The 23,572-nt window shown below is 66.7% G+C and carries 17 protein-coding genes and 1 pseudogene; 7 read left to right on the forward strand and 11 right to left on the reverse strand.

Annotation, left to right across the window (positions count from 1 at the left end):
- Positions 1-74: 74 nt before the first annotated feature.
- The 6 genes from BLR99_RS09670 to BLR99_RS09695 all read left to right on the forward strand — a co-directional run bounded on the left by BLR99_RS09670 (position 75) and on the right by BLR99_RS09695 (position 7,585).
- Entirely contained in the window at positions 75-1,562 is a 1,488-nt protein-coding gene (locus BLR99_RS09670) for a sensor histidine kinase (protein ID WP_011793363.1), read from the forward strand.
- Positions 1,547-2,923, forward strand: coding sequence for a sigma-54-dependent transcriptional regulator (locus BLR99_RS09675; RefSeq protein ID WP_011793362.1), 1,377 nt, complete (start codon positions 1,547-1,549; stop codon positions 2,921-2,923). Before BLR99_RS09670 ends, BLR99_RS09675 begins: the two co-directional genes overlap by 16 nt.
- Before the next feature lie 161 nt (positions 2,924-3,084).
- The gene (locus BLR99_RS09680; RefSeq protein ID WP_046059875.1) at positions 3,085-3,831 is read left to right on the forward strand and encodes a hypothetical protein; all 747 of its coding nucleotides are present in this window, start codon (positions 3,085-3,087) and stop codon (positions 3,829-3,831) included.
- 35 nt (positions 3,832-3,866) lie between these two features.
- Positions 3,867-4,421, forward strand: coding sequence for a hypothetical protein (locus BLR99_RS09685; protein ID WP_011793360.1), 555 nt, complete (start codon positions 3,867-3,869; stop codon positions 4,419-4,421).
- 4 nt (positions 4,422-4,425) lie between these two features.
- Entirely contained in the window at positions 4,426-5,781 is a 1,356-nt protein-coding gene (locus tag BLR99_RS09690) for an MFS transporter (protein ID WP_228193914.1), read from the forward strand.
- 337 nt (positions 5,782-6,118) lie between these two features.
- Positions 6,119-7,585, forward strand: coding sequence for a methyl-accepting chemotaxis protein (locus BLR99_RS09695; protein ID WP_011793358.1), 1,467 nt, complete (start codon positions 6,119-6,121; stop codon positions 7,583-7,585).
- Between the two features lie 50 nt (positions 7,586-7,635).
- On the opposite strand, the gene BLR99_RS09700 is transcribed toward BLR99_RS09695, so the two are convergent.
- The 4 genes from BLR99_RS09700 to BLR99_RS09715 are packed head-to-tail and all read right to left on the reverse strand — an operon-like array spanning position 7,636 to position 10,753.
- Positions 7,636-7,965, reverse strand: coding sequence for a non-heme iron oxygenase ferredoxin subunit (locus tag BLR99_RS09700; protein ID WP_011793357.1), 330 nt, complete (start codon positions 7,963-7,965; stop codon positions 7,636-7,638).
- Positions 7,966-7,976: 11 nt separating this feature from the next.
- Complete coding sequence (locus BLR99_RS09705; RefSeq protein ID WP_011793356.1) at positions 7,977-8,465, reverse strand: aromatic-ring-hydroxylating dioxygenase subunit beta; 489 nt, start codon at positions 8,463-8,465, stop codon at positions 7,977-7,979.
- A 4-nt stretch (positions 8,466-8,469) separates the two neighbouring features.
- Positions 8,470-9,735: an aromatic ring-hydroxylating dioxygenase subunit alpha gene (locus tag BLR99_RS09710; RefSeq protein ID WP_011793355.1), complete on the reverse strand. Its 1,266-nt coding sequence runs from the start codon at positions 9,733-9,735 to the stop codon at positions 8,470-8,472.
- Positions 9,736-9,757: 22 nt separating this feature from the next.
- Positions 9,758-10,753, reverse strand: a complete 996-nt coding sequence (locus tag BLR99_RS09715) for a 2Fe-2S iron-sulfur cluster-binding protein (RefSeq protein ID WP_011793354.1) — start codon at positions 10,751-10,753, stop codon at positions 9,758-9,760.
- Positions 10,754-10,864: 111 nt separating this feature from the next.
- On the opposite strand from BLR99_RS09715, the pseudogene BLR99_RS09720 reads away from it, so the two are divergent.
- Positions 10,865-11,775, forward strand: a pseudogene (locus BLR99_RS09720) (LysR family transcriptional regulator).
- A 380-nt stretch (positions 11,776-12,155) separates the two neighbouring features.
- Here the strand turns inward: BLR99_RS09720 and BLR99_RS09725 are convergent.
- The 7 genes from BLR99_RS09725 to mads1 are packed head-to-tail and all read right to left on the reverse strand — an operon-like array spanning position 12,156 to position 23,147.
- Complete coding sequence (locus BLR99_RS09725) at positions 12,156-15,152, reverse strand: type III restriction-modification system endonuclease (RefSeq protein ID WP_011793352.1); 2,997 nt, start codon at positions 15,150-15,152, stop codon at positions 12,156-12,158.
- Entirely contained in the window at positions 15,149-16,210 is a 1,062-nt protein-coding gene (gene darG / locus BLR99_RS09730; protein ID WP_011793351.1) for a type II toxin-antitoxin system antitoxin DNA ADP-ribosyl glycohydrolase DarG, read from the reverse strand. Before darG ends, BLR99_RS09725 begins: the two co-directional genes overlap by 4 nt.
- Before the next feature lie 14 nt (positions 16,211-16,224).
- Positions 16,225-16,863, reverse strand: a complete 639-nt coding sequence (gene darT, locus BLR99_RS09735; protein WP_074687112.1) for a type II toxin-antitoxin system toxin DNA ADP-ribosyl transferase DarT — start codon at positions 16,861-16,863, stop codon at positions 16,225-16,227.
- 2 nt (positions 16,864-16,865) lie between these two features.
- Positions 16,866-18,872 carry a site-specific DNA-methyltransferase gene (locus tag BLR99_RS09740; RefSeq protein ID WP_011793349.1) on the reverse strand — a complete coding sequence of 669 codons (2,007 nt, stop codon included), beginning with the start codon at positions 18,870-18,872 and terminating at the stop codon, positions 16,866-16,868.
- A gap of 22 nt (positions 18,873-18,894) precedes the next feature.
- On the reverse strand, positions 18,895-19,662 hold the full coding sequence (locus BLR99_RS09745; RefSeq protein ID WP_233427223.1) for a DUF4391 domain-containing protein: 768 nt from the start codon (positions 19,660-19,662) through the stop codon (positions 18,895-18,897).
- Between the two features lie 8 nt (positions 19,663-19,670).
- A complete protein-coding gene (locus BLR99_RS09750) occupies positions 19,671-22,907 on the reverse strand; it encodes a helicase-related protein (protein WP_074687116.1) in 3,237 nt (1,078 codons plus the stop codon).
- Between the two features lie 27 nt (positions 22,908-22,934).
- A complete protein-coding gene (gene mads1, locus BLR99_RS09755; protein WP_011793346.1) occupies positions 22,935-23,147 on the reverse strand; it encodes a methylation-associated defense system helix-turn-helix domain-containing protein MAD1 in 213 nt (70 codons plus the stop codon).
- Between the last annotated feature and the right edge of the window lie 425 nt (positions 23,148-23,572).

Below are 23,572 nucleotides of genomic sequence, written 5' to 3' on the forward strand. Positions count from 1 at the left end.
CCGCCCGGCCGGCCCACCCCGGAGCCGGCGGATGGGCTGCTCTCCTACCGCCGGCTCATCCGTGGCCCTTTAGGATGCGCACGTCTTCCACCCGGATCCCCCCCGTGCGCTCCCTGCGTATCCAACTCACCCTCTTCTGGACCCTGCTGCTGGGCGCCTGCGCCCTGGTGGCGGTCGTCCTCACGGTGCTCTACCAGTCGGGCTCCGGCGCGCAGGTGGCCGCCGGCCGCACCCGCGTGGCGCAGGCCTGCACCGACGTCGCCGGGCGCTACGCCCAGTCCGCGCCCGGCGTGGCGGCCGACGCCCCGCGCGAGGACCTGCTGCGGGTGCTCCTGCACATGGTCCTGCTGGAGGCGCCGCGCGTCGAAGGCGGCGCCTGGAGCGCCAGCGGCGGCATGCTGGCCTATGCCTACCCCACCTACGAAGGCAGCGGCGTGAAAAGCGACGTGCCCTCCGCCGAGGAACCCCTGATCGTGGAGATGGCGCGACAGGCCAGCGCCGGGCGCCAGCCGCTGGTGAACCTGGTGCGCGGCAGCCGCGAGGTGCTCATCGTGGCGGCCTGCCCGCTGGCCGCGCACCCCGGCACGGCCGTCTGGACCATGACCCGCGTGCATGCCGGCGCCATCGCCGCGCAGGACAGCCTGCGCGCGGGCATCGCCATCCTGGCCCTGCTGGTGGCGGTGTCGGGCGCATGGCTCGGATGGATGCTGCAGCGCGGCCTGCGGCAGGTGCAGCGCCTGGAGGACGCCCTGGCGCAGGCCGGCGGCGACACCGTCCCCGTGCTCCAGCGCACCGGAATTCGCGAGCTCGACCGGATCGTGGAAGGCTTCAACAGCTTCGGCGCCCGGCTGCAGGAAGCGCGCGAGCGCCTGCGCGAGGCGCTCGCCCAGCAGCATCGCGACATGCGCCTCACGGCCCTGGGCCGCATGACGGCCTCGGTGGCGCACGAAATCCGCAACCCCATCGCCGCCATGCGGCTGAAGGCCGACAACGCCCTGGCGGCGCCCCCCGCCCGCCATGCCGACGCCCTGGCCGCCATCGGCACGCAGATCGACCGGCTGGAGGGCCTGGTGCAGAGCCTGCTGACCCTGGTGCAGCCCCTGCAACTCGAACCCCACCCGGTGGACCTGCCCGCCTGGCTGCAGGAGCGGCTGGACACCGCCCGGGCCGCGGCCGAGGCCCGGGGCGTGCGCCTGTCGCTGCGCGGCGATGTACCGGCCACGGCCGTCTTCGACCCCGTGCACGCGGCCCGCGCCATCGACAACCTGCTGGACAACGCCGTGCGCCATGCGCCGCGGGGAGGCGAGGCCGTGCTCTCGGCCCAGGTGGATGCCGCCCGTTCCCTGTGCGTGATCGCGGTGGAGGACGACGGCCCGGGCGTGCCCGAAGCATTGCGCGCCCAGCTCTTCGAGCCCTTCGCCACCGGCCGCACCGACGGCAACGGCCTGGGCCTGGCCCTGGCGCGCGAGGTGGCGCTGGCGCACGGGGGCGACCTGCACTACGCGCCGCGCGAAGGCGGCGGCGCCCGCTTCCTCCTGGAGCTGCCATGGCACGCATCCTAGCCGTCGATGACGACGCGGCCTTCCGCGAATCGCTGGTCGAAACCCTGCAGGGCCTGGGGCACGAGGTGCACGAGGCCGCCAGCGGCGACGAGGCGCTGCGGCAGGCCGGGCGCCACCGCTACGCCGCCATCTTCCTGGACCACCGCATGCCCGGCATGGACGGGCTGGAGACCCTCGCCGCGCTCGCCGCCCGCGTGCCCGAGCTGCCCCCGGTGGTGGTGCTCACCGCCTACGCCAGCGGCTCCGGCACCATCGAGGCGATGCGCCTGGGTGCCTTCGACCACCTGACCAAGCCGGTGGGCCGCGCCGCGGTGATCGAGGTGCTGGAGCGCGCCCTGCGCTCCCGCGCCGAAGCGGACGCCGCCCCGCCCGCCCCCGCGGCGCGTGCCGGCGCGGACGAGGCGGACGGCGAACTCATCGGCGTGAGCGAGGCCATGCGCGAGGTCCACAAGCGCATCGGGCTGGCCGCCGCGAGCGAAGCGCCCGTGCTGGTGCAGGGCGAGACCGGCACGGGCAAGGAGCTGGTGGCGCGCGCGCTCCACCGGCACTCGGCCCGCAGCGCCGGCCCGTTCGTGGCGCTCAATTGCGCGGCCATCCCGAAGGAGCTGCTGGAAAGCGAGCTGTTCGGCCACGTGAAGGGCGCCTTCACCGGCGCCGCCACCGACCGGCCCGGGTGCTTCCGCGCGGCCGATGGCGGCGTGCTGCTGCTCGACGAGATCGGCGACATGGCGCCGGACGTGCAGGCCAAGCTGCTGCGCGCCCTGCAGGAAGGCGAGGTCACGCCCCTGGGCAGCCACCGGCCGGTGAAGGTGGACGTGCGCGTGGTGGCCGCCACGCACCGCGACCTGACCGCCGCCGTGCGCGAGGGGCGCTTCCGCGAGGACCTGCGCTACCGGCTCGACGTGCTGCAGATCGCCCTGCCCCCGCTGCGCGAGCGGCTCGCCGACATCGTGCCGCTGGCCGAGCATTTCCTGCGCCGTGCCGCGGCGCCGCAGCCGGCCAAGCGCCTCGCGCCGGACGCGGCGCGCGCCCTGCTCGCGCACGGCTGGCCGGGCAACGTGCGCGAACTGCGCAACGCCATGGAGCGCGTGCAGGCCCTGCAGCGCGGCCCCGTGGTGGGCGCGGCCGACCTCGACCTGGGCCCGCCCCCGGCATCGGCGGCGGCGTCCGGCACCGACGACGGCGCCCTGCCGCAGGACTGGCTCGACGTGCCGCTGCCCGAGGCCGTGGAGCGGCTGGAGCGGCAGTTGATCGCCCACGCGCTCGAACAGGCCCGCGGCAATCGTTCGCTCGCCGCCCGGCGGCTGGGCATCCACCGCCAGCTGCTCTACAGCAAGCTGGCCCAGTACGGCATGGAATGAAACGGATGGAGGCACCGGCGATGTCGCGAATCCGGACACAGTGTCGTCGCACCATCCATGCATTGACGATGGCCAGCAACGCAAGTCATTGATTCATAAGGCATTCCATGCTGGCACGCCTCTTGAAATACCAGAGCTCCACAACCTGAAGGAGTTCTGCCATGCGACTCAATACCCTGACCCGCGCCGGCCTCGCCGCCCTCCTGCTCGCCTGTGCCGGAGCGCAGGCCCAGCCCGCCCCCCCGGCCCCCGGTGCCGTTCCGCCGCCCCCCGGTGCCGTTCCGCCGCCCCCCGTGGCAGGCCAGCCGCCCGGCCCGATCGGCCAGCCTGCCGCCGTGGAGCAGGCCTCGCACAGCGGCGCCGTGCAGCGCTGGCTGCTCAACCCCAACGGCGAAGCCGACGGCCTGCTGCTGCAGGATGGCGCGCAGGTGGCCTTCCCGCCGCACCTGTCCGATACCCTGACATCCTGGCTGCGCCCCGGCGACGCCGTGGACGTGGCCGGCTGGCACTATTCCGGCGTGCCCGTGCTGCGCATCAGCGCGATCAGCTCGCAGGGCCGCACCGTCCAGGACACGCCCCCGTCCCCGGGCCAGATGCCTCCGCCCCCGCCGCAGCGCCCTGCCCTGGTCGAACTGCAGACCGACGGGCGCGTGGCTACCGTCCTGCTCAACACCCGCGGCGATGCCCACGGCCTGCTGCTCGACAACGGCGTGATCGTCCGCTTCCCGCCCCATGTGGCCGCCTCCATCGGCAACCTGCTGCAGACCGGCGCCACCGTGTCGGCCCGCGGCTGGGGCACGCGCAACGCGCTGGGCACGGCGCTGGAAGCCACGCAGTTGGGCTCCTCCGCCAGCACGCTGCAGGAAGTGTTCCGCGGCCCGGCCGGCGGCCCTCCCCGCCGCCCCTGAGCGGCCCTGGTTCGCCATCCTCCACAGGAGACCGCATGTCCCAACCCCAGGAAACCGTGGAAGTCTGGTCCCTCGAGGGCCGCTTCCAGCATCTGCTCCACAGCCCGCGCGGCGAGGTGGAAGGCGTGCTCATCGACGTGGACGGCGTCACCGCGCAGTTCACCTTCGGCAAGCATGACGAGTGCGCCGTGCGCGCCGCCGAAGCGCTGAAGCCCGGACAGGCTCTCGTGCTCGAAGGCAGCGTGGCGCCGCCCCCGCGGCACGGCGAGGCCTCGCACGAGGTCTATGCCTTCGAGCGGCTGGTGTCGATCGACGGCGAGCCCGCCGCGCCCGAAGAGGCCGTGCGGCGCGCCGAAGGCCGCGTGGCGCGCATCCACCACGCCCGCCATGGCGAGCCCAACGGCGTGGTGCTGGACACGGGCGACTTCATCCACCTGCGTCCCGACGGCTACGCGGCGCTGCAGCTGCAGCCCGGCGACGCGGTCGAGGCCGCCGGCCCCGCCCGCCCGCTGCGCGGCGCGCAGGGCCACGTGATCGAGGCCCGCACCGTCAACGGCAAGCCCCTTCCCGCCCAGCCCCACCACGGGTGACACCATGACCACCGCCGCGCACCCCGCCATCGCAGACACCGTGCCCTCCCCGCTGTTCGGAGGCCCGGCCCCCCAGGAAAAACGGCCTGCCGGCGCAAGCACGCCGGTGGCCGCCGGGGCCTCCCTCACGGCCCTGGCCTGGATGGCGTTCTTCATGGCGGACGTGCGCGACGGGCTCGGTCCGTTCCTCGCCACCTACCTGCAGACCCAGCGCATCGACCAGACCATGATCGGCATCGTGATGTCGGCCGGCGGCCTGGCCGGCATGCTGGCCACCCCCGTGGCCGGCGCCTGGGCGGACCGCATCCGCGCCAAGCGGATGCTGGTCGCGATCGCCGCGCTGGCCATCCTGGGCGCGAGCGCGGTCGCCTTCGGCACCCGGTCGCCGGGCATGCTGGTGCTGTCGCAGGTTCTCACCGGCGTGGCCGGCGCGCTGCTGGCCGCCGGCCTCGCCGCGCTCACGCTGGGCCTGGCCCGCCGCCAGGGCCTGCGCCACCAGACCGGCCGCAACGAGGCCTACAGCCATGCCGGCAACATCGTTTCCGCGCTGGGCGCGGCGGCTTTCGCGCACTGGCTGGGCGCGCCCTGGATGCTGGTCGTCATGACGGCCATGGCCGTGGGCGCCCTGGCCTGCCTGATGGCCATCCGCGACCGCGACATCGACCAGGTGGCGGCCCGCGGCGGCGAGCCGGCCCCGGAGGCACGCACGGACGCGGCACCGGCTGCCGCATCCGCCGGCGCCCCGGCCGCCCCCGAGGGCTGGCGCGCCTTCCTGTCGCACCGCGCGCTCTGGCTTTTCGGGCTGGCCTGCGCGCTCTTCCACCTGGGCAACGCGGCCATGCTGCCGCTGCTCAACCAGCGGCTGGCGGCCACCGTGCCCGACTCCGCGCCGCTCCTGTGGACCGGCATCGCCATCGTCGTCGCCCAGCTCACCATGGTGCCGGTGGCGCTGTGGGTGTCGCGCAGCCGCCGCCTCGACCTGCAGGTATTCATCTACATCGCCATCCTGGCGCTGCCCGTGCGCGGCATCCTGGCCTGGGCCATTCCCGATGCCTGGGCCAACATTCCCGTGCAGATCCTCGACGGCCTCGCAGCCGGCGCCCTGGGCGTGGCCACTCCCCTGATGGTGGAGCGCTACGTGCGCGGCAGCGGCCGCTACAACACCGCCCTCGGGCTGGTCATGACACTGCAGGGCGTCGGTGCCTCGCTGAGTCCGGCCATCGCCAACAGCGTGGTGGGTGCGCAGGGGCATTTCGGGCTGGCCTTCGCCGTGCTCGCGGGCTGCGCGATGCTGGCGCTGCCGGTCTTCTGGTTCGCGCAGCGGCAGGCCGAACGGCATCCCGCACCGCATCCCGCCTAGGGGAAGCGGCTACCGCCAGCTGGGCACGCAGGTGCGCGTGGCCACCTGTGGCGGCATGACCGGAACGACCAGTACCGGGGCCCGGGACATGCCCCGCCAGTGTTCGGCGCTTCGAGCCAGGGCGGCGACGACGCGCAGTTCATCGCGGCCCCAGCGCTCGATGATGCCAATCCCCTACACCAGTCCTCCAAGGGACCCGGCCCGGGTTGACTTGGTCGTTCCCGCCGTATTACAAAATGTATCCTTCTTTGCCTTTGGTTCTGTTCCGCGTCCTGCATCGGCGCCACGCTTTGCCGGCCCTCCCGCTCCACAGATACCACCCACCATCCGCCAGCCCATGGGCAAAGCGAAACGAGGCCGCGACCTCTCCCCCAGCGCGCAACAGGCCCTGCAGACCATAGCCTGCCGGGCGGATGCCCTTCTGCTGGCCATCTGTGCCCTCGGCGCGATCGTCGCGCTATGGATCGGTTTCGTATATGGCCGGCCCGGTACCGCAGCGATCTGGGGTGGTGCCCTGATGGCGCTGGCCGCATGGGCCTACCTGGCGGTGCGCGGCAGCCTGCTGGGCCGGCTGGCGCTCGTGACCGCCGGCATCGGGCTGGTGGCCCTGCACATCCAGCTCAGCCTGGGCGCCACCGAGATGCATTTCGGCGTCTTCGTCTTCCTGGCCTTCGTGCTGGCCTACCGCGACTGGCGGCCCGTCGTCTTCGCGGCAGTGCTGATCGCCGTGCACCACATCGCGTTCGATCGCCTGCAGCTGGCCGGGGGCCCGGTGTACTGCCTTACCGAACCCGACTTCGGGCGCGTCCTGGTACACGCCGCGTTCGTGGTCGTGCAGACCGCGGTGGAGGTGGCCATCACCCTGCGCACCCGCGCCGATGCGATCGAATCGGCGGAACTCCAGTACCTGTGCCGCCCCCAGCAGGACGGCCAGCTGTCGCTGGACGTGCGCGGCGTGCCGGTGGACAGCGCCGCGGCCCGGGCCCTGCAGGCCGCGCTGCTGCGGCTCAACGGGGTGGTGACCGATGTCCACCAGGCCGCGGCGGGCCTGGCGGCGGCGGCGGGCGAGATCGCCACGGGCAACCGCGACCTCAGCCAGCGCACCGAACGCACCGCCTCCCACCTGCAGGACGCAGCGGCATCGATGGGCCAGCTGGACGGCGCCGTGCAGCACAGCGTGCAGGAGGCGGTGGCCGCCCGCCGGCTGACGCAGGAAGCCACCCAGGTGGCGGAGCACTGCGGCGGCGTGGTGACCGAGGTCGTCGCCACCGTGCAGGACATCCACTCCAGCGCCGGACGCATTGCCGACATCGTGGGCGTGATCGATGGCATCGCCTTCCAGACGAACATCCTGGCGCTGAACGCCGCGGTGGAGGCGGCCCGCGCCGGCGAACAGGGCCGGGGTTTCGCGGTGGTGGCGAGCGAGGTGCGCTCGCTGGCCGGACGCAGCGCCGAAGCCGCCCGCGAAGTCCGCGCGCTCATCGCCGCCTCCGTGCAGAAGGCCGAGCGCGGCAGCCGGCTGGCGACGGATGCCGGCGAGCACATGCAGAACGTGGTGGACTGCGCACGCCGTGCCTCCGAGGTGGTGGGCGCCATCAGCACATCGGTCGAAGGGCAATCGGGCGAACTGGGCCGCGTCAACGCCTCGGTGACCGAACTCGATCACATGACCCAGCAGAACGCGGCGCTGGTCGAGCAGTCCTCGGCCGCGGCGGCCAGCCTGCTGGAGCAGGCCGGCCGGCTCAGGAGCGTGGTGGACGGCTTCCAGTTCCAGCCCGAACGCCTGCTCGCCGCAGCGCGCTGAATTCATGCCGGAGCCGGCGCCGAAGGCCCGGAGCCCCGGCCCGGCCCGGCTCACGCGCCTTCGAGCTGCAGGTACACCTTGCCCTGCTCGATCCGCACGGGGTAGGTGCGCAGGCCCCGCGTGAGCGGCGCGCACAGCGCGCTGCCGTCCCGCACGTCGAAGCGGCCCTGGTGCAGCGGGCATTCGATCTCGTGCCCCTCCAGGAAGCCGTCGCACAGCCGCGCGTTGCCGTGGGTGCAGAGGTTGTCGGTGGCGAACACCTCGCCTTCCACCGAATAGAGCGCCACGTCGCGCCCGCCGACGGTCACGCCGATCACGTCGTCTTCCGGCACGTCGCCCAGTTCGGCGGCTTCGGTCCATCCGGTATCGATAGCGGTCATGGAATGTCTCCTCAGATGGGGTAGATGATGGAGTTCGGGATCATTTCGCTGTCGTAGATGCATTCCTTGCGGGCGAAGCGCAGCCCCTGGGGCGTGCGCACCACCACGTCGAGGTAGCGGCCCACGTTGAACACCGCGGAAGGCTCCGACAGCTTGGTGCGGAACACGGCGTAGTTCGCCTCGCACTCCCAGCGGCCCTCGCCGGCCGCGCGCACGCGCGGCGCGCCGATCACGTGGCGCTGGTAGTACGGATCGTGGAACAGCGTCTCGCGGATGCCATAGACGCGGTCCTTCAGCATGCCCTGGCTGTCGAACGAGAGCGTGGCCAGCGGCAGGCCGCGCTCGTGGTTCTCGCGCGGCTGCAGGCGATAGACGCAGTCTTCGGTGAAGAAGCCCGGCCAGCGGTCCCAGTCGGCGGCGTCCAGCGCCGAGGCATAGTCGGCATAGAGCTGCTGCAGCGCGAACCAGTCGGCGAAGTCGATGGGTGTCTTCATGCTCATGGCCTCAGTCCTCCTTCTCCATCACGCCGCGCCAGTATTCGTACATGCCGCGGATCAGCGTCTCGGTCACCATGTGGTCGGTGTCGCCCACTTCGTGGCCGCCCAGTTCCACCAGCGCGCGGTGGAAGGGCTTCTGCTCGAAGCCCTGCTGCGAGAACTCGATCACCTCGCCGTCGTCGGCCGACACGAAGCCCGCCGGCCCGAACAGGTTGGACTGGCGCAGGCGGCGCTCGGTCATCTCGTCGGTGTCGTCCTCGTAGCCGAAATGCGTCCACACGAAATCGAAGGCATCGTGGCCCACGGGCTGGATGTGGCGCGTGGAGACGCTGTTGACCTGCTGCTGCAGGATCACGCTCGGGAACAGCGTGGTCATCACCGCCGTGGGGCCGCCCCACCAGGGCTCGGGCACGATGTCGAGAAAGCGCGGGTCTTCCAGCTGCATGCCGGCCTTGAAGCTGGAAACGTTCGACACGTCCGACTGCTTCTTGGCCTCGCCGCGCGTGGACACCATGGCCGCATGGCGGTGGCGCGCATCCATCTTCAATTCCGACTTGTTGTCCGCCCGCCAGAGGCCGAAGGTGACGAACCAGGTGTGCAGCAGGCCGGGGTGGTACGGGTCCTTGATGTTCTCCTGCATCAGCTTCCAGTTGCCCGGAATGCGCTGGCGGTTGTAGCCGAGGATCTTGAGCTTGCGGCCGTTGAACATGCGGTCGAAATAGCCCAGGATCACCGGGCCCATGAAGTCCTCCAGCGATTCCACGCCGTGGTCGAAAGAGGCGAACACCACCCCGCCGCGCACGGCCACCTTGAGCCGCGTGAGGCTGTGCTCCTCGAGCTTGAAATCCGCCGGCATGCCGCCATGCACCTTGCCGTCCTGCTTCACTCCGCGCCGGAACGGCACGCCCTGCAGCGCGCCATCGAGCCTGTAGCTCCACTGGTGGTAGGGGCAGACGAACTCCTTGCGGTTGCCGTGCCGCTCGCGGCAAAACCGCATGCCGCGGTGCGCGCAGACGTTCTCCACCACGTGCAACTGCATGTCCTCGCCGCGCACCAGGATCACCGAGCGCTCGCCGATCGCCGTGCGCTTGAAGTCGCCGGGGTTGGGCACTTCGGCCTCCAGCCCCACGTAGCACCAGTGGCCGCGGTAGAAAAATCGTTCCAGCTCGCGGCGGTAGATCTCTTCGCTGGTGTAGGCCGCGAACGGCACGCGATGGGTGCCGGGGCTCTCCCAGACGGGCTGCAATGGGAAGACGGGGTGGGGCGTGCTCATGTCGTTGGCTCCTCGGGATGTGTCAGGGCGTACTGGCGTAGAAAGCGTCCGCATAGAGATGCTCGGGCGCGATGCCGCGCTGGCGCGCCAGCAGCGACACCGCCTCCACCATCGGCGGCGATCCGCACAGGTAGGCGCGCCAGCCTTCCAGCGAGGGCCAGTCCTGCGCGATCGCATCGGTGACGAGGCCCGTGCGCTGGCCCGGCGCCGCATCGGCCGCGGCCACCACGGCATGCACCTGCAACCGCGGATGGCGCTGCTGCAGGTCGGCCAGCCACTGCAGGCCATAGACGTCGCGCGCAGACCGCGCACCGGCATAGACGTGGATCGGATTGGGCATGCCGGCCTCCAGCGCGCCGCGCACGATGGAGAGGATCGGCGCCAGCCCCGTGCCGCCCGCCACGCAGAGCATCGGCCCCTCGTACTTGCGGCGCAGGTAGGCCGAACCCAGCGGCCCGCTCACGCGCACCGCATCGCCCACCGCCAGCACGCTCGCGACGTGCGTCGAAACGAGCCCGCCTTCGACCAACCGCACATGGAATTCGAGTTCGCCGTCATGCGGCAGCCCGGCCATCGAATAGGGCCGCGCCAGGCCCGGCCCGAACTGCAGCTGCGCGTACTGCCCCGGCGAGAAATCCAGCGGCTTGGCCGGCTTCAGACGCAGGCGGCGGATGTCGTGCGTGAGCGTTTCCACGGCCGTCACCGTGGCCTTGAGCGTGCGGGCGGTGTGCACCACCACCTCGTCGGGCTCGGGGATCTCGATGGTGCAGGACTCGCTCAGCACCGTCTGGCAGGCCATCACGTACTGCGCCCCGCCATCGCCGCCCAGCGGCGGCATGCGCAGCGCCTGGCCGGAATCCAGCACCTCGCCCGCGATGACCTTGCAGCGGCAGGTGCCGCACCGGCCCGCCATGCAGCTGTACGAAACGGGGATCTGGTGGGCGCGCAGCACTTCCAGCAGGTTGGCGCCGGGCGCCACGGGCAACACGCGGCCCAGCGGCTCGATATGCAACTCCATCGGGGACTGTCTCCAGGTTTTCGTTATGGCCCCGATCATTCCCGCGATTGTTTCATCAGCCAATAGAATGGCATGAATACTCAGCATTAATGGCTTGAATAAAGGTTCGTCATGGAACTGGAAGACATCGACCTCAACCTGCTGGTGGTCTTCCAGCAACTGCTGGTCACGCGCAAGGTATCGCAGGCGGCCGAGAACCTGGGCCTGACGCAGCCGGCCGTGAGCAATGCCCTCGCGCGGCTGCGGCGCCTGCTGGGCGACGAACTGTTCCTGCGCACGGCCCATGGCATGCAGCCCACGCCCTACGCCGACCAGCTCGCGGAATCCGTGTCGTACGCGCTCGCGATGATCCACGGCGCCCTGAACCACAAGCTGGGGTTCGACCCCGCCACCAGCCGGCGCGTGTTCAAGGTGGGCATGACGGACATCGGCGAGATCTACTTCCTGCCCCGCCTGCTGGAGCGCCTGGCCCAGGTGGCGCCCGGCGTGCGCCTGGCCACCGTGCGCAATTCAGCGACGGATCTGAAGGACGCCATGGAAGCCGGCAAGATCGACCTCGCCGTCGGCCTGCTGCCGCAATTGAAGGCCGGCTTCTTCCAGCGCCGGCTGTTCCGCCAGCCCTACGTGTGCCTCTTCCGCCAGGGCCACCCGCTGCACAGGCGCCGCCGCATCGGGCTGGAGGATTTCGCGAAGGCGCAGCACGTGGTGGTCGTGTCCGAAGGCACGGGCCACGGCAAGGTGGACGAACTGCTCGAGCGCATGGGCGTGGCCCGCGACGTGCGCCTCACCGTGCCGCACTTCGTCGCCATCGGCCACATCCTCCAGGCCACCCGGATGATCGCCACCGTGCCCGAGAAGATGGCCCAGAGCATGGCCGGGCCCTTCGGCCTGGCGTATGCGCCCCACCCCGTCAAATTGCCGCAGGTGGCGATCAATCTGTTCTGGCACACGAAGTACCACCGGGATCCGGGGAACCAGTGGTTGCGGGGGTGGTGGTGGAGATGTTTGCGGAGGGGGAGTGAGGGGGCACGGCGGCCCCGTCGTTCGGCCTTCGGAATTCGGGATTTGGAAGCTATTGCGGCGCTACTTTTTCCATCAAGCACGGGGCACGTAGCAATGTCGCCTATAGGCTGGTTGCGGTCGTTCATTTTTGAATACGGACGATCGCTGTCTCTGAAACCTGCCAGACGTGATTCAAAGGCTCCGTGGTCCGCAGTGCGCCAGTCACTGTCGATCGCCTTGGGGACCTGCCCGGCGGCAGTGCGGCGTAACGGGCTACTGCAAGTCTGTCGCATTGCTGTCACAAGCACGAAGTCGGTCGGGTCGAGACGATTGCCACTAGCTTGGGGGCATTCTCTCGAGACGCCGTCCTCTTACCCATTGACCAGACCAGGGCAGACGGTCAGTTGACCGTCTGCAGCACATCATCCAAGGACCTCGCGACTAAGTAGCGCGCCGGGTTCTCGCCGGTCGCCAGTGCTGCGAAGTGCGCTCGGCCGCACTCGATCTTGGCCCACTCCTTGTCACGTAGATCGTCAGCAAAGAGGCTGCTCTTGGTTTCCACGACGAAGTACAGGCGCTGCACGCCATCCTTCTGCAGCAGCACAGCCCAGTCCGGATTGTAGTTGCCCAGCGGCGTGGGCACCTTGAACCAGTTCGGCAGCTTGGCATACAGCAACACGTCCTGGTTGAACTCCAGCGCCTGAGCAAAGTCGCGCTCGGTGGCAGAGTCGTAAACCACATGCTCGTGGATGGACTTGGCCGTGTCCAGAAGCATGCTCTTCAGGTAGCCGGTCAGCTCCTGCTGCTCGAACAGCTCCTGCGCGTAGACCTGCTGGTCACCCAGCTTCTGATACTTGATGCCATCGACCAGCGCTAGGCGCTTGCAGCGGTTGATCTGCTCGGCCGTCTGCTCGATGAACTGCTGCGGATTGCGGCGGAAGTCATCCAAGCGCCCCGACTCGGTCAAGATGGAGACCAGGCTGCGGCGCGTTAATTGGGTACGGTCCTGCAGGTCCGTCAACAGGTCTGGCAGCTCGATGCCCGACTCGTCCAGCCCCACGGTATAGGCACCGTCCTTTTGCTCCTTGGTCTCGACGCCTGCCTTGCCGATGGCTATGTCGGCCTTGCGCCATTGCAGGCGCGCCTTGGGGATTGGCGGCGCATCGCGCAACGCCTTCGTGCAGTCTTGAAGCAGCTTCGCGTTGTCGAACTGAACCCGGTAGGTAGTCTTGTGCTTGATGCGGTCCCACAGGGCCTTGAACTCCTCACCCAGCGTGATCGCCTTGCCATCTGCGTCCTTGCGCAGCGCCACCGTCTTGCGCTCGTCCGCGTTCTTCACCTCCAGGCGACCGCTCACCTTGCGCAGCAGCTCCAGCACCTGCGTTCGCTGTGCGGCGAACGCATCGGGCAATGCAAGCGTGCCGTCCTTCAGGGCTTGCTTGAGCGAGTCCTGCACCTTGCCCTTGGCGTCGATCTGGCCGGCAGCCTTCAAGTGTTCCCACAACAGCCTGGACTGCTCTACCCCGAAGGCCGTCACCTGCCCGTCAGCGCCGGCCACCGGAATGCCGGCGAACTGGTGTGGCTCGACGATGCCGAAGCGGATGCCCGTGTCGGCCTCGATTTCCTTCTGCAGGTTCTCCGCGAAGTCCTCGTACGACTCGGTCGCTATGACGGTCAGGCGGTTGACGTCGAAGCCGCGCACCCGCTCCCCGGCCTGGTTCACACACAGGCGCAAGCCGCGGCCGATGGTCTGGCGCCGTTCACGCTCGGAGCCCATCTCGCGGAGCGCGCAAATCTGGAAGACGTTGGGGTTGTCCCAGCCTTCCTTGAGGGCGGAGTGGCTGAAGATGAACTTCAGCGGCGTGGCAAAATCCAGCAGCCGCTCCTTCTCCTTCATGATGAGGTTGTAGGCCCGCTCGGCGTTCTCGCGGCCGGCCGCGTTGTTGTCGGCCGTATCTGTCCAGCCGCCCTTCTTGTCGATGGAGAAATAGCCGTTGTGCACCTCCTCGGCTGCGGTCGTCAGGTCCACCTCCGCGAACAGGCTCTGGTAGCTGGGCAGCTTGGCCGCGCGGCGATACTCCTCCTCGAAGATGCGCGCGTAGTCGCCCTTCACCGCCTGGCCTTGTGCATCGAGCTTGCGGTAGCGATCCACTGACTCGATGAAGAACAGCGACAGCACCTTGATGCCCTTGGGCCGCAACAGCTTCTCTTTCTCCAGATGCTCGCGGATCGTGCGGCGGATCATCTCCCGCTGCACGGCCAACTCGTCCACGCCGCCGTGCGCCTGGCCGATGGCCAGGGCCACCTCACCGCCGGGGTATCGCAGCTCGACGAACTCGGAGCCCTTGGCGGTGTTGATTTCGCCGACGCGGAAGTCGGCATAGATCGCGCGCTTGGTGACCTGCTGCAGGTCATCCCCGTCGCTGACGGACTCCTCCCTCAGCTTGGGCCCCGCAGCCTCTTGCACATAAAGTTCCAGCTGCGCGCTGATGCGGCCGCGCTTGTTGGTGACGGCTACCAGCCGCACGTAGGGCTTGTTGAAGGCGTCCTCCACGGTAGCCGCCGCCACCTCGATCTGCTTGACCAGCTTGCGCTCGTAGGCATCCACTGCGTCCAGCCGGAATACCATGTGGTGCTTGTCGGCATGAGTGGCCGAGTAGCGCAAGGTGCACAGCGGGTTCATCGCATCCAGCGCGGTCTTGCCCGCGCCGCTCAGGCCGCCGTCCACGCTCTGCGGCTCGTCGACGATGACGATGGGGTGCGTGGCCCGGATCAGGTCGATGGGCTTCTCGCCGCCGGTCTTCTCACTGTCCTTGTAGAGGTTGTTGACGTCCTTCTTGTTGATGGCGCCGACCGTCACGACCATCACCTGGATGGCCGAGCTGGTGGCGAAGTTGCGCACCTGCCCCAGCTTGGCCGAGTCGTACAGGAAGAAGTCCACCGGCACGCCGGCGTACAGGGCCTTGAAGTGTTCCTCGGTGATCTGCAGCGACTTGTAGACCCCTTCCTTGATGGCCACCGAGGGCACGACGATGACGAACTTGGTGAAGCCGTAGCGCTTGTTCAACTCGAAGATCGTGCGCAGGTAGACGTAGGTCTTACCGGTACCAGTCTCCATCTCGACAGTGAAGTCGCCTGACGCCAGCGTGCCGGCTGGCGCCAGGCCGTTGCGCATCTGGACGTCCTGCAGATTCTTCAGCAACTGGTCATCGAGCAGGGTCAGGCGGTTGCCCACGCCCAGGTCGGTTTCGGCTACACCCAAGGTGAGCTGTTGCTCAGGCAGGCGCATCGTGACGGTGAACTCCGTCCGGCAGACCTCCTGACCTCGGAACAAGTCGCAGACCGACTCGATGGCCTGCTTCTGGTAATCCAGATCGGGCTCGAAATGCAGCTTCATGCACCCACCTGTTCTGCGGCAGGAAGCCAGCCCTTGGCATCGAGCACGTTCAATGCAATACCGATCTGCCGCGGGGTGAACTGCTTCTTCCGGTCGTTCCAGGCATGCGTCTCCCGGACAACGTCTTCAACGCCCCCACCTGCGACCGTGTGGGATGCCACCCAATGTACGGTCGCCAGAAGCTCCAGCCCGAACGGCGTCTCGAACCCCTCAACCAGATCACCAACGCGGTCGAAACGCGCGCGGGTATCCACATGCTCACCCAGGAAAGCCCCGGCCTCCTCAACGGCTCCGGGCACCACGGTCAATGGCTTGGTGGGGTCATCGCCACCATCGGCGTACCCCGCCACCATGTGCCCCTCGATCTTCTGCAGCACATGGCGAAGGTTCTCCGCGTACGGGCCATACGGTGCCTTCACGTAGCTGAGGCGCAGCGGTTCGCCCGCCTCTTGCATGAAGTACATCAGCTTGTGCACTTCCAGCAGCGAAATAGTCGGGTCTAGCAAACCTTGTACATAGCGGTTCATCAACTCGACGAGCGCCGCCCGACCGGCCGTCATGCGGGGCACCTCGCGGCTGTGCTGCATCTTGTCCGCCGCCGGGGCGCCCTTGGGTTCGTATATGCGGACACGCACATCGGGCAGCGCCTGCATGGCGGCCTCGATGCGAGGGCGCACCTCGTCCCACTCCAGCCCGCCCAAGCCACTGCCCAGCGGCGGGATGGCTATTGAGCGGATGCCCAGGCGAGCAACGTCGCGCACCAGCGCCTCCAGGCCGGCGTCGATGTCCTGCATGCGGCTCTTGCCCTTCCAGTGGCGCTTGGTCGGGAAGTTGACGATGTAGCGCGGCGCGGCCAGTTGCTCTGTGTCGTAGATGAACATGCGCCCCGGCTGCACCTCCTCGCGGTCGCAGGCCGCCTTGTAGGCCTTGAAGTTCTCGGGCCAAGCGTTCTTGAACTGCAGCGCAATGCCGCGGCCCATGATGCCGACACAGTTCACCGTGTTCACAATGGCATCCGAGTCGTCCTTCAGGATGTCACCACTGGTGAGTTCGATCATGGTCAGTCTCCAATTCAGTAGTACCAGGCGGGCATGAGCTGCACGGGGGGCCGATGGCCTCCCACCGGCAGCGCATGCGCGACCTGGGTGGCAATGGGCTGCGACAGCACCCCAATGCGTTCAATCAATTGCCAGGGGAAGCCCCGCTCCAGCAGGAACTCCGCCTGCTTGCCTTCCTTCTGGGCACTCCAGTTGCGCGCAGCCACCGCGTCCCAGTCCACTTCGCCCAGCCGGCCAAGGTCGGCACGGTCTTCAAAGTACCGCGCCCCAGCGTTCGAGAGCGTGAACGCCCATCGCAGCCCTTGCTCATTTGCCCAGGCCACGGTGGTGTGCAAATCAGCCTCCAGGTGAACGATGGGCCCTTGCCCACCCTTGTAGGCCAGGTCCGCGTTCTGCCTGTGGATCAGGTAGAGCATGACCGAGCGCGGGCAGAAGTAGAACGGCACGCATTGCCCCACATACAAGCCCGGGTGGCTGGTCAGCTGCAGCTCTGTCATCCGGCGCTGCTTGATGTGGTTCATGCCGATGACAGTCCCAGGCGCCGCCACCTGCACCACGGCTGCGTCGGACAGCAGGCCGCCACTGGCAATGATGGACGGTAGCCGGTCTACATGGCAGATGTGGTACAGCTTCGGGCGGTCGGGCACGGCCATGGTTAGAGGCTCCGCACATTCTGGATGCCATGCTGCTGCAAGATGGCTGCCATGTTGGTCTTCGCCACATCGTCCGCGAAAGCGCTATCGCGGAATACGCACGTGGTGTCGCCGACCGGCGCGAGTTGCTGGTGCCACTGTACGATGCCTTCAGCCAGCGTCTCCACCTCGGCAGCGGTTATGCCCTCGGCCAGGCAGGCCAGCAGCACACCGGCGCCCACCGCGTGGACGGACTTGCTGGCGATCATCTGCTGCTGGATGGGGACGCAGAGGTCGAGGCCGAGCTTGAGCAGGAGTTCGTAGAGCAGGTCCTGCTCGGTTCTGTTCGGCAACAGGTGCTCTTGGTGCTCCAGTAGCGCTTGATTTAGGTCGGGGACTTGAGTTGTCCACCCCTTCACGTTTGAAGTGTCCAACTTGAAGACGCGAAAACCGTTGTCCCCAGTTGCCTCTCCCTTATTAGCTGAAAACTTCTTTGCCGCGCGGCGCAAACGTTCTTTGGTCAATTCGGCCACCGTCCTTGGCTTGCCCAATTTGTCGCAGTATGCGACAGCGGCCTTTTGAACATCTGAATCTGGGCTGAGCTGCTCGGGCAACTGAACTAATACAAATCGCCGCGTACCTTCATCTTCCGCATTTTGCTCATAGATTACATGTCCAAGTGGCGCTGAACCCGCGAAGAAATCCAAGAAGATTCCATCGTTGCCTGGAACCATCTTGGTTAGGTAGCGAATCAACTCAAGAGGTTTTGGGTAGCCATTGAAAAAAGCGCCTAGCTCTTCCAGCTGAGAGGTAGCCTTTTGAGTTCCGCCGAAGCCAGTCAGTACAGATATGACATGGCTTTTTGTGTCCGTGCGTTCTTTGATAACCTCAATCGCTCCTGTCCTGGATATGACAAAAGAGGTTGACTGGCCTTTGCCGTCGAAGATGGGAAGGCACCCATTGGCGACAAATTCAAGCAGCAAATCCTTGGAGCTCCAGCCACTTTCAACTAAAGCTGGCGCTATAAGGCGACCGCCTCTGATAACTGCGGCGCCCTTATAAATCGGCCAACCCTCTGTTCGCCCTTCGATTACCCCATCGTCAAAATCGGCAGGAAAACCAGCAGGCAATAAAATCTCCGAAGGAGGATTTTTCGGCCCATTTTTCACTATCGTATTTCGAATCTGTGGGCGAAAAATCTTGCTGTCCGTAGGCGTGCTTGGATCGACAACAGGAGGGTGCGCGAAGTTCGGCGCAGACTTGGCATATGCCACAATATATTCATGACAGACCTTTACCTTTGCCTGATTGTCGAAATTTCCATCGGAGCGCCAGACAAATTGCGCAATAAGATTATCTTCACCAAATAGCTCGTCGAGCGCAATTTTAAGCCGGGGCAGTTCTATGTCGTCAATAGAGACAAAAATAGCCCCATCTTCTTTCAATAGTTGCCTGGCCAGCTTCAAGCGGGGATACATCATATTAAGCCAGTCGGTATGAAAGCGACCGCTGGCCTCGGTGTTGCTGGACACCTTTACACCACTCTCCGTCTGCCCGGTCAACTCCAAGTAGTTTTGAATACCGTTCTGGAAGTTGTCTGGGTACACGAAATCCTTGCCCGTGTTGTACGGCGGGTCGATGTAGATGAGCTTGACCTTGCCGGCATAGCTCTTCTGGAGCAGCTTCAGCACTTCCAGGTTGTCACCCTCGATCATCAGGTTCTGAGTGCTGTCCCAGTCCACGCTCTCTTCTGGGCAAGGACGCAGCGTGCCGGTGCTGGGCGTCAAGGCCAGTTGGCGCGCCCGGCGCTTGCCGTGCCAGTTCAGACCATACTTCTCTTCAGCATCGGTGACCTTGGCGTCGCCCACCAGGGCCTTGAGGACGTCCAAGTTGATGGCGACGCCCTTGGAGCCTTCGGTGACAAGCTCGGGGAACAAGGCCTTGAGCTGGGCGATGTTGCCAGCCACCAAGTCGGCGGACTGCGTCTCGGGCGCCGTGGCGACGATTTTCTGCATATTCGAGTTCGTCATAAATGTGTCTGTTCTTGTTGTGTCATTGAAGCCGGGCACGCACCGCAGCCAGCTCGGCCTGCAGCCGCTGCAAGGCCAGGTTCTGATCGACGCGCTTGGCGATCTGGCTTTCTTTGCCAGCCAGGGCCCGCAAGCGGGCGGCCTCTGCCTCCAGTTGCTGGTGTTCGATCAAGGCGATCCGCCGCATGGCGGCCTGGTCGGTTGTGGGGTCCATACTGAAGTGCCCTGTCACCCGTGCCACCTGGGCGGCCAACAGGGTGTCCATCCAGCCTTGGTAGAGAGCCTTCAGGTCTTGCTGGGGCTGCTGCCCAAGCGCCAGGGCATCCAGCAGCCCGTCCGGCAATTCGTCGCTGAACTGGAAACTCACGACATCGCCGTCCAAGACCACTCGTCCAGCCTCGTTCTGCGCCGTGCGCTTGTGCGAGAGGCTCATGGCCACCGCATCCGGTGTGCTGACGATCAGGAGCACCGGGTAGGGCACGGCCCGATGCACGAGCTCGGCCAGGCGCTGCAACTGAGCCGGTTGGGCGTAGGTGGGGCGCGCCGCCATGCTCAGCACGGCGAGCTCCAGATACTCCCGCACCTCGTCCCGCCACGTCGGAATGGTCGTCGTCGCAGGCTTGATGGCGGCTAGCCAGTGGGCCTCTTCGATGCCGTCCGTCAACAGCCGGCGGTCGGCCGCAGTAGCACCGCCGTGCTCCGCCAGCATCTTCTTGGGCACGCGCTGGTCCACGCGGCAACTCGCCGGCAGGGCCAGAGAAGCCACGATGGCATCGTGCAGAGCGTTCACGGCGTCGCTCACGCGGCGCCCCCTTGAGGCTGGGTGCTGCCGGGCAGGATGACCATGAAAGCCAGCACCTCGAAGTCGTTGGCCCCCGCGAACTCGCCCTTCATGGCATGCGTGCCGCCCGGCGCGAACAGGCTGGCTACTGCGCGCTCTTCAGCCTTACCGACGACCGAGGCTATCGCCGCCGCTAACAGCTTTTGCGCATGGCGCATGTCCTCGCCTTGGCGGGTCTGCCGGTCGAAGCGGGCACACGTCCCCTCGTCCGGCAGCTCACGGCCGAGCGCCACGCGCTTGAGCCGATCCATGACGCGCTTGGCCTGCGGGTACGGTAATAAGACGGCGCCATCGTCACCAACATGGACGAGGTAGGTCGGCGCAAGCGGGTAGTCCGACGCCTCGCACTTGGCGGCAGCCGCACCCTCCGCCCGCAAGCAGAAAACGATGCCAGGCGGGATGTCGGCGTCTATGGTGGAAGTGACGGCATAGGTGCCGAGCGGTGCCCCTTCCAGCACGCCGGGGTGCTCCTTCAGGAACTCGGCCAGGTCGATGCGGAAGTCGGTGAGCGTGAGGTCGGTGATGGAGACGCCGCTGGAGAGGTCTTCGATGTCGATGACCGTGTCCTGCAGCTTCAGCAACTGCTTGCGCCGGTACTCCAGGTCGTTCATCGGATTGCCTGACTGCTGCTCGATCAGGTTTTCTTCGCCGGTGGCCGAAACATCCAGCAGCACCATGCGACCGCTGACACGCTGCTCCAGGCCGATGTACTCCTCCAGCTCCATGTTGGGCCAGAAGTTGACGAGCTGAACGCTTTGGTTCGGCGAACCGATGCGGTCCACGCGCCCAAAGCGCTGGATGATGCGCACCGGGTTCCAATGGATGTCGTAGTTGATGAGCCAGTCGCAGTCCTGCAGGTTCTGGCCTTCGCTGATGCAATCGGTGGCGATCAGCAGGTCGATTTCTCCTTCATCGGCCAGTTCGGCAGGGCGCTCCTTGGAGCGTGGGGCGAAGGCGGAAAGGATGCTGCTCATACTCTTCCGCAGACCCGGCAGTGTGGACTGGATGCCCGCTGAGCCTGTCACCAGGCCGGCGTCGAGCCCCAACTTTTCCTTGGCCCACGGCGCTAGCTGGGCGTAGAGGTACTGCGCCGTGTCAGAGAACGCGGTGAAGACAATGATCTTGCGGTTGGCTTTGCCGCCCACCACGTTGATGGGCTCGCGGCATTTGCGCTCGATCACCTCGCGCAGCTTGGCCAGTTTGGCGTCGCGGGCCGCGTCCACCTGCTGGGCAGCCTGAAGCAGGTTGTCCAGCCGATTGCGGTCCTCGATGAGGTCCTGCTTCCAGCGGTGCAGGTCCACGTCGCTCAGCAGCACCTTGACCTTGCGACCGACCAGCAATTGCTCGAAGACCGGGTCGTCGATGTCGACGTCGGCAATATCCAGCTCCTCCACCTCGCCTGCATCCGACGCATGCTCCTCGATCCGGGCCAGCGTGGTCTCTACATCCTTGAGTTGACGCTGGATGGTCAGCGCGAACGAGGAGACCGCGCTCTCCATGCGCTTCAGCACATTGACGCGCAGCAGGTGGATCAGGCTCTCCTCACGGTCCGCCTGGCGGAAGATGCTCTCGCCCCCGCGGATTTCGGTGCTGTACTTGGCATCGTAGGCCTCGGCCTTGTGGGGCAGGACGTAGCGCATCGGCGCATAGGAGGCCAGGTTGAGCCGCCGAATCTCAAGGTTGATGTCGCGAATAGCCCGGAACTGACCTGCGGTGTCGACATCGGCCTTGATGTTGATGGGCGCGCGACGCTCCGGGAAGCGCCCCGTCTCCTCAGTGCCGTAGTAGCGTTCGATGTGCCGGCGAGACCGCGCAATGGTCAGATGGTCCAGCAGGGTGAAGTAATCGAAGCCCAGCATCTCGACCAGGCGGCCAGGGACACGTTCTTCCTCGGGCAACTCCAACCAGCGGTTGAACTGAATCTGGGCCTTACGGGTCGTCTGCTCGATGCTCGCAATGCCGTGGTCTTGCAGGGCGGTGTCGTCACCCTCAGTGGCGAAGGCGATCTGGTTGCGCAGGTCGGACAAGCGGTTGTTAACCGGCGTGGCCGAGAGCATCAGCACCCGGGTCTTGACTCCCTCGCGGATGATCTTGCGCATCAGCCGGTGGTAGCGGGTCTCAGACCCTTGCTTGGGGGACTTCTTGTTGCGGAAGTTGTGCGACTCGTCGATGACGACCAAGTCGTAGTTGCCCCAGTTCACGTGTGCCAGGTCGATGTCGCCGGACTGCCCCCCATCACGCGACAGGTCGGTGTGGTTCAGGACGTCGTAGTTGAGCCGGTCGGCGGCCAGGATATTGCGGCGGTCGTTGGCCTTGTAGAGCGTCCAGTTGTCGCGCAGACGCTTGGGCGCCAGCACCAGAACCCGGTCATTCCGCAGCTCGTGGTACTTGATGATGGCCAGCGCCTCGAAGGTCTTACCCAGCCCCACTGAGTCGGCAATGATGCAGCCGCCGAAGCGGGCCAGCTTGTCAATGGCGCCCACGACGCCGTCGCGCTGGAACTTGAAGAGCTTCTTCCAGATGACGGTGTTGCGGATGCCAGTGGCCGCCTTGACGATCCGGTCCTCGTCCAGCGCCTCGTCGCGATTGCCGAGCAGGTGATGCAGGATCAGCGCGTACACCTCGAAGGGTGCTCTGTGCGCCGCCATGCCCTTGAGGGCATCGACCAGGCTCTGCGCTCCGTCAGGCTGGTGCCGCAGCGCGCTCCATTGCTGGTCGAACCAACGCGCCAGCGTGCGAGCCTCCTCCGGCGATTCCGAGGCCTGGATCAGGTTCAAGGGGTTGCCTGGGGCCAAGCCCAAACCTTCAGAGCTGAGTGCAAACGAGCCCAGGACTACTTGCGCAGGCTCGTCGCCGGCGCCCGTCAGCACCGCGGCGCCTTGCGGCACGCGGCCATGCGCGCGGCGCACCTCTGCCTTCTGCGTCAGCCATTGGGCGCACTGGTTCGCCAGCCATCGAGCTTGCAGGCGGTTGCGCTGCGCGCGGTCACCCTCCCCGCCAAGCAGCTCCAGCTGCTCGTTGTCAGCAGGCAGGACGAGTTGCACCTGTCCCAGCCCATTCAAGGCTTCGCGAAGCTCTGCGAAGGCATGCAGCGAAAACGAGGGCGTGACACAGCCCAACCTGCTGCCAGACACCAAGTGCGGCAGCAGCAGGTCGATCACGCGGTCTGAGCCGCTGTTTTGCACCAGCTTCATGAACTCTCCCTCCTGTGTCTCAGCCCCCTAGCTGATCCCTGCACCAGGCTCAGGCAGGCTAGAAGCTGCCTGAGCGTCGATCCAACGGTCGATGTCCGCACGCTTGAAGCGCCAGGTCGTTCCCACCTTGAACCCAGGCAGCTTGCGGTCCACGGCCAGCCGGTAGACGGTGCGCTGATTCACGCGCAGGTAGTCGGCGACTTCCTTCACGGTCATGACGCTGTCGGTCGCGGTGTTCATGGCAATAAGGGGGATGCAGGAGGGACAAGCCAGTGTAAGGGAGTACAAGGCAGACCAACGCCGCACAATCAGCAGGGGCTGGCTTCAGCCCCTTGACTTCGAGCGGCCGAGTATGCTTCCAGAGGATGCAAACCACCCGAATCGTCGCGCGCTTTCCCCGACGTTTGAAGCCTGGCGATCCAGCCCGCGACAACCGTCGCGGTCCGTTCAGCATCTGATGGCCTGCGCAAGACCAGCGCGCCGGTGAGGGGGCTCAATGTAAGCGCAGACCCAGCACCCTGTTCACTGGAGGTAGGAGCGTCACACATCCTAGACTAGCCGTGGCAACTGGAAATCGACGCGCCAGTTCCTTTCGTCCATCGCCTAGCGTCGCCTTTCGCCGATTGATCTTGTGCTCATCCCGACCTGCATGATGCCCTTGGCGT

Source organism: Paracidovorax citrulli (genome assembly GCF_900100305.1).
Taxonomy (GTDB): Bacteria; Pseudomonadota; Gammaproteobacteria; order Burkholderiales; family Burkholderiaceae_C; genus Paracidovorax; species Paracidovorax citrulli.

Excerpts from the sequence above, each read along its gene's own strand:
- BLR99_RS09670 (WP_011793363.1), top strand. The coding sequence starts at position 75 with ATGCGCACGTCTTCCACCCGGATCCCCCCCGTGCGCTCCCTGCGTATC.
- BLR99_RS09675 (WP_011793362.1), top strand. The coding sequence starts at position 1,547 with ATGGCACGCATCCTAGCCGTCGATGACGACGCGGCCTTCCGCGAATCG.
- BLR99_RS09680 (WP_046059875.1), top strand. The coding sequence starts at position 3,085 with ATGCGACTCAATACCCTGACCCGCGCCGGCCTCGCCGCCCTCCTGCTC.
- BLR99_RS09685 (WP_011793360.1), top strand. The coding sequence starts at position 3,867 with ATGTCCCAACCCCAGGAAACCGTGGAAGTCTGGTCCCTCGAGGGCCGC.
- BLR99_RS09690 (WP_228193914.1), top strand. The coding sequence starts at position 4,426 with ATGACCACCGCCGCGCACCCCGCCATCGCAGACACCGTGCCCTCCCCG.
- BLR99_RS09695 (WP_011793358.1), top strand. The coding sequence starts at position 6,119 with ATGGGCAAAGCGAAACGAGGCCGCGACCTCTCCCCCAGCGCGCAACAG.
- BLR99_RS09700 (WP_011793357.1), bottom strand. The coding sequence starts at position 7,965 with ATGACCGCTATCGATACCGGATGGACCGAAGCCGCCGAACTGGGCGAC.
- BLR99_RS09705 (WP_011793356.1), bottom strand. The coding sequence starts at position 8,465 with ATGAGCATGAAGACACCCATCGACTTCGCCGACTGGTTCGCGCTGCAG.
- BLR99_RS09710 (WP_011793355.1), bottom strand. The coding sequence starts at position 9,735 with ATGAGCACGCCCCACCCCGTCTTCCCATTGCAGCCCGTCTGGGAGAGC.
- BLR99_RS09715 (WP_011793354.1), bottom strand. The coding sequence starts at position 10,753 with ATGGAGTTGCATATCGAGCCGCTGGGCCGCGTGTTGCCCGTGGCGCCC.
- BLR99_RS09725 (WP_011793352.1), bottom strand. The coding sequence starts at position 15,152 with ATGAAGCTGCATTTCGAGCCCGATCTGGATTACCAGAAGCAGGCCATC.
- darG (WP_011793351.1), bottom strand. The coding sequence starts at position 16,210 with ATGATCGAACTCACCAGTGGTGACATCCTGAAGGACGACTCGGATGCC.
- darT (WP_074687112.1), bottom strand. The coding sequence starts at position 16,863 with ATGGCCGTGCCCGACCGCCCGAAGCTGTACCACATCTGCCATGTAGAC.
- BLR99_RS09740 (WP_011793349.1), bottom strand. The coding sequence starts at position 18,872 with ATGACGAACTCGAATATGCAGAAAATCGTCGCCACGGCGCCCGAGACG.
- BLR99_RS09750 (WP_074687116.1), bottom strand. The coding sequence starts at position 22,907 with ATGAAGCTGGTGCAAAACAGCGGCTCAGACCGCGTGATCGACCTGCTG.
- mads1 (WP_011793346.1), bottom strand. The coding sequence starts at position 23,147 with ATGAACACCGCGACCGACAGCGTCATGACCGTGAAGGAAGTCGCCGAC.